The sequence below is a fragment of the Oleiphilus sp. HI0080 genome, from assembly GCF_001635135.1.
Map to the genome: position 1 here is coordinate 1 of NZ_LWFU01000659.1, position 5,286 is coordinate 5,286.

Below are 5,286 nucleotides of genomic sequence, written 5' to 3' on the forward strand. Positions count from 1 at the left end.
AAGTCCAGATTACTGGGGTATCGCCAAGCGGTAAGGCAACGGGTTTTGATCCCGTCATGCGGAGGTTCGAATCCTCCTACCCCAGCCATATTTCTTACACCCTTAGACGAAAACGCGCATAGTCCAACGCTACAAGCAGCTCTGAAACGAGGTAAGCTCTTCCCATGTCTAAAATGATGGTCTTCACAGGTAATGCTAATCGAGATCTAGCCCAGAAAGTTGTTGATAATCTACGCCTACCTCTGGGTAACGCGAAGGTCAACAAATTCAGCGACGGCGAAGTAGCGGTTGAAATCAACGAGAACGTCCGAGGTAAAGACGTTTTCATTATACAACCAACCTGTAACCCGACTAACGACAACCTAATGGAACTGATTGTGATGACGGACGCTTTGCGTCGCGCATCAGCCGGTCGAATTACGGCCGTTGTCCCATACTTTGGTTATGCACGTCAGGATCGACGAGTTCGCTCCATGCGCGTTCCGATCACCGCAAAAGTAGTCGCTGATATGATCACGGGCGCCGGCATCGACAGACTATTAACCGTCGACCTGCACGCCGATCAGATTCAAGGCTTTTTCGACATTCCGGTAGACAACATATACGCCACACCAATTCTCGTTGACGACATTATGCAGCGTTTCAATGACGACTTTATGGTTGTGAGCCCCGATGTTGGTGGCGTAGTGCGAGCACGTGCAATGGCAAAACGCGTCGGTGATGTCGACTTGGCCATCATCGACAAACGCCGCCCGAACGCAAACATCTCTCAGGTCATGCACATCATCGGTGACGTTAAAGACAAGAAATGCTTGCTCATCGATGACATCGTTGATACCGCAGGCACGCTTTGCAAGGCAGCAGAAGCACTAAAAGAGAAAGGCGCAAAAGAAGTCTACGCCTACATCACGCACCCCGTCTTGTCCGGCCCTGCGATTGAAAATATCGAAAACAGCACATTGGACACATTGATTGTCACAGATACGATCCCACTGAGTGACAAAGCCGCAAAATGTGGTAAGATTCGCCCCCTTACGATTTCAGGCCTCATTGCAGAGTCAATTAGACGGATCAGCAATGAAGAGTCGATTAGTGCATTGTTTGATTAGCTGAAGGCTAACAAGGCTTTACCTAGCGAAAGCTAAAGAGCCAAAACGCACTAAAAAATTTTGATGAATCCGCACTGCAGATTTATCAAAACACCGAAAAGCACATTGGTGCTTTTTTTCGTTTTAAAAAGCAAGTGATGAGTCTGGTCGCGGACTTGTTACAACGCATATTGAGGAAAGAAAAATGAGTAATTCATTTGTTGTAGAAGCAGAGCTTCGAGAAGATCAGGGGAAAGGTGCGAGCCGCCGCCTGCGTCGCCTTGAAGGTAAAGTACCTGCTATTTTGTACGGCACGAAAGCAAAAAATCCAGTTTCACTTAGCATTCCTGCTAACAAACTACGTCGCGCCCTTGAAGAAGAAGCATTCTACTCTCACATTCTTACCGTTAAATTTGACGGCAAGGAAGAGAGCGCAATTCTTAAAGATCTTCAGCGTCATCCTTCTACCAATGAAGTAATGCACGCCGACTTCTTGCGCGTAACTAAAAACCAAGCTATCCACGTTAACGTCCCTCTCCACTTCTTGAACGAAGAAGCGTGTGAAGGCGTTAAAATGGGCGGCGGTAAGGTCCAGCACCAGATGACTGACGTTGAGATCATCTGTTTGCCTGCAGATCTTCCTGAGTACCTTGAAGTAGACATGATTGACGTTAACGTTGATCAAATCGTTCACTTGTCAGACATCGTTCTGCCAAAAGGCGTAACGATTGCAGCCCTTCAACAAGGTGCTGATCACGATCTACCAGTTTGTTCTGTACACAAGCCTAAGGGCGTTGCAGAAGAATCTGAAGAATCATCTGAAGAAGGTGACGCAGAAGAATAAGCTCTACCCAGAGCGACTTCTTCTTGGTACTGGCTAGGGTATTTGCGGAACATCAGCAATGACACAACAGATCAAGCTGATCGTCGGACTCGGTAACCCCGGGAAAGAATACGCATCTACCCGCCATAACGCTGGTGCCATTTTTGTAGAAGCGCTTGCAACCCAAGCGCTTCAAACCCTAAAACCTGAGAGCAAATTCCACGGCCTGTATTCAAAGGCAACCATCTCAGGCCAAGACATCCATTTACTCATCCCTACCACCTTCATGAACCGAAGTGGACAAGCTGTTCAGGCGATATCGCAGTTTTTCAAAATCCAACCGGAAGAGATCCTCGTCGCTCATGACGAGCTCGATATTCCGATGGGGAGCATGAAACTGAAAAAAGGCGGTGGGCACGGCGGGCAGAATGGTTTGCGAGACATCATCACCAAGCTAGGCGGCAACAAAGAGTTCTCTCGACTTCGACTCGGAATCAGCCACCCAGGACATGCAAGCAAAGTAACTGGGCATGTACTCGGTAAACTAGGCAAAAAAGAAACCGAGCAGCTCGATTCTGTCATTGATGAAGCGATGCGCTACCTTCCAGAGATTATTTCCGGCGACACCGCGAAAGCAATGAACGCCCTACACAGCTTCAAAGCAGATTAGCGCAAACAACGCCGTCAAAGATTAGACATCCGCAAGTAATACATCGCAAAAGCCCAATCGCGCAGCGTGACCCTCACGGGTCTTATCTATATAATACGCCGACTTTTTAGACACCATCTTATTCAGGATTACGATCATGGGTTTTAACTGCGGCATCGTCGGCCTTCCAAACGTCGGCAAATCAACGCTTTTTAATGCACTAACCAAAGCAGGCATTGGTGCCGAGAACTTCCCGTTCTGCACGATTGAGCCAAATGCGGGTGTTGTTGCGATGCCAGACCCTCGCCTGGATGCGCTTTCTTCAATCGTGCAACCTGAAAAGACGATTGCAACCACCATGGAGTTTGTCGATATTGCCGGCCTCGTCGAGGGCGCCTCTAAGGGAGAAGGTTTAGGCAACCAATTTTTGGCGAACATTCGAGAAACAGATGCGATTGCACACGTTGTACGCTGCTTCGAAGACGAGAATGTCGTGCACGTGTCGGCAAAAGTAAATCCACAAGCGGATGTTGATGTCATTAATACTGAACTGGCACTAGCAGACCTAGATACAGTCGAAAAAGCCGTTAAGCGCTACACACGCACCGCTAAAAGCGGAGACAAGGACGCTAAAAAGATTTTAGACTTTCTTGAAAATACGCTGCTTCCGCATTTGAACGAAGGCTTACCGGTTCGCGCTCTTGGATTAGATGAAGATCAATTAAAGATGATTCGTGAGCTATGCCTCCTCACCATCAAGCCAACGATGTATATCGCCAACGTTGACGAAGACGGGTTTGAAAACAACCCTCACCTCGACGCCGTGAACGAGATCGCAAAGAAGGAAGGCGCAATCGTTGTGCCGATTTGCAATAAGCTTGAAGCGGAAATTTCCGAACTTGAAGACGATGAGCGCGACGAGTTTCTCGCAGACCTTGGAATGGAAGAGCCCGGCCTAGACCGCGTTATACGCGCTGGCTATGAGCTACTCGGCCTTCAAACCTACTTCACTGCAGGCAAAAAAGAAGTGCGCGCCTGGACCATGAAAGAAGGCGATACAGCGCCTAAAGCTGCCGCGGTTATCCATACCGATTTTGAAAAAGGCTTCATACGCGCTGAAGTCGTCGCCTATGACGACTACATTCAATATAACGGAGAAAATGGCGCCAAAGAGGCTGGAAAATGGCGCCTTGAAGGCAAGGAATATATCGTTCAAGACGGCGATGTTATGCACTTCCGCTTCAATGTTTAAAGCCTAAAAATACACCAAAAAATTTTACGTATTTCTTATTGAGACAGGCTTGACATAGTAGGTCAAAAACAACAAAATACGCGCCTTCTTGAGTAGGCACTCTTTCTACTCGTTGGCTACATAGCTCAGTTGGTTAGAGCACATCACTCATAATGATGGGGTCCCTAGTTCGAATCTAGGTGTAGCCACCACTTCTTTCAAAGGCTTAGCCGATCTTCAGTGATCATTGCTAGGCCTTTTTTATTTGCTCGCAGTCAGCCCTCATTGTCAAAAATTTCTAACACTAAATAGCAGGCCCATAAGACTCGCTTACGCTCGAATAAAAAATAAACACTGGTATATCGCCCGCCCTATTCGAATGAACGCCCCAGCTATGCGACTAAGACGAAGCGCTCATGCAATCTAGCGCAGCTTTGGAGAAGTAAAAGCTCTCCAGTCGCCGCCTTAAAAATTGCTCGATTTGCCCATTTTCTTTTAAGGCTTCTAGTACCTTTGGCGCAAACACTTCTGCCTCACGCATCATGAGATCTGGAGTGACCATTAAGTCATCAAGCAAGGTTCCTAGCGGGCTTTCGCCGTAGACTTGAAAGAAGTAGTCAACCACTAGCTCGTAACTTTCTCTAAAGTAGGCAGAGCTTCGGAATGTCTTCCAAAATTCGTATCCTAAAACAACAAACTCTGACAGATCGATGCTATCCATACCTTGCTGAAACTCAGACATTGTCTTATCTTCCAACACATCCCATAACTCCATGGTCGATGTCTTGATGTCTTCTTCGGTCAAGGAGTTTTCAAGAAACGCTTTACTCTCCTTCAGGATAAAGACTAGGTTTTTTGCGATATAGTGACGTACATTTTCTTCGACGGCACCGTCTAGGTTTGGGGCTGTTTTATCAAGCATTTGCTTCCCAAACTTGAGCATGGATGCAACACCGGGAACCTTCTTGCTGAGCACATTTTCTTCGTAGATATAGCGGATAATGGCCTGGTAGAGCACTCCAGAAATCAGGTCTTTGTATACCGGCAGCTCAATAACATGGTTAATGCCGTTCTTTCTCTGCTCAGGTAATTCAAGCAACTTATCGACAAACTCTTCAAAGTGCGCCGTTGGTAAGATGTCGCGCAGAGGTGTACTTTTATGCATCTCAGAACTAAACAGCTGAGCGGCTGCATCGCCGGCTAGTTCAGCCACCGCACCCGGTATTTCATTATCCACAACATTCCGCGCAATCACCGATTTCACTTGGTCTGCGTCGACAAACGCGCTCAAGGGCATCTCGCGCGCAACGGACAGATGCAACTCAAGCTCTGGTTTTAACCATGCCAAAAAGGCTTCACGCTCAAACAAAGCCAGCTCATGCGCAAGATGCAGCTCCATTAGTGCTGCCGCTTGCGGGTGCTCTTCACGCACTTGTTGGTCTGCCTTTTTTACTTTGCTTTTTTTGGAGCCTGTCATAAAAACACCTTATCAACG

The 5,286-nt window shown here is 47.4% G+C and carries 5 protein-coding genes and 2 tRNA genes; 6 read left to right on the top strand and 1 reads right to left on the bottom strand.

Going from position 1 to position 5,286, the window contains the following annotated elements:
* Positions 1–13: 13 nt before the first annotated feature.
* The 6 genes from A3751_RS14325 (at position 14) to A3751_RS14350 (ending at position 4,003) form a co-directional block, all read left to right on the top strand.
* Positions 14–88 (top strand) — tRNA-Gln (locus A3751_RS14325).
* Between the two features lie 76 nt (positions 89–164).
* Positions 165–1,109 carry a ribose-phosphate pyrophosphokinase gene (locus tag A3751_RS14330; protein WP_068457307.1) on the top strand — a complete coding sequence of 315 codons (945 nt, stop codon included), beginning with the start codon at positions 165–167 and terminating at the stop codon, positions 1,107–1,109.
* Positions 1,110–1,293: 184 nt separating this feature from the next.
* The gene (locus A3751_RS14335) at positions 1,294–1,932 is read left to right on the top strand and encodes a 50S ribosomal protein L25/general stress protein Ctc (RefSeq protein WP_068457310.1); all 639 of its coding nucleotides are present in this window, start codon (positions 1,294–1,296) and stop codon (positions 1,930–1,932) included.
* Between the two features lie 58 nt (positions 1,933–1,990).
* Positions 1,991–2,581, top strand: coding sequence for an aminoacyl-tRNA hydrolase (gene pth / locus A3751_RS14340; protein WP_068457313.1), 591 nt, complete (start codon positions 1,991–1,993; stop codon positions 2,579–2,581).
* A gap of 136 nt (positions 2,582–2,717) precedes the next feature.
* The gene (gene ychF, locus A3751_RS14345; RefSeq protein WP_068457320.1) at positions 2,718–3,812 is read left to right on the top strand and encodes a redox-regulated ATPase YchF; all 1,095 of its coding nucleotides are present in this window, start codon (positions 2,718–2,720) and stop codon (positions 3,810–3,812) included.
* Positions 3,813–3,926: 114 nt separating this feature from the next.
* Positions 3,927–4,003, top strand: a tRNA-Met gene (locus tag A3751_RS14350).
* 188 nt (positions 4,004–4,191) lie between these two features.
* On the opposite strand, the gene A3751_RS14355 is transcribed toward A3751_RS14350, so the two are convergent.
* The gene (locus tag A3751_RS14355; protein WP_068457321.1) at positions 4,192–5,268 is read right to left on the bottom strand and encodes a hypothetical protein; all 1,077 of its coding nucleotides are present in this window, start codon (positions 5,266–5,268) and stop codon (positions 4,192–4,194) included.
* Between the last annotated feature and the right edge of the window lie 18 nt (positions 5,269–5,286).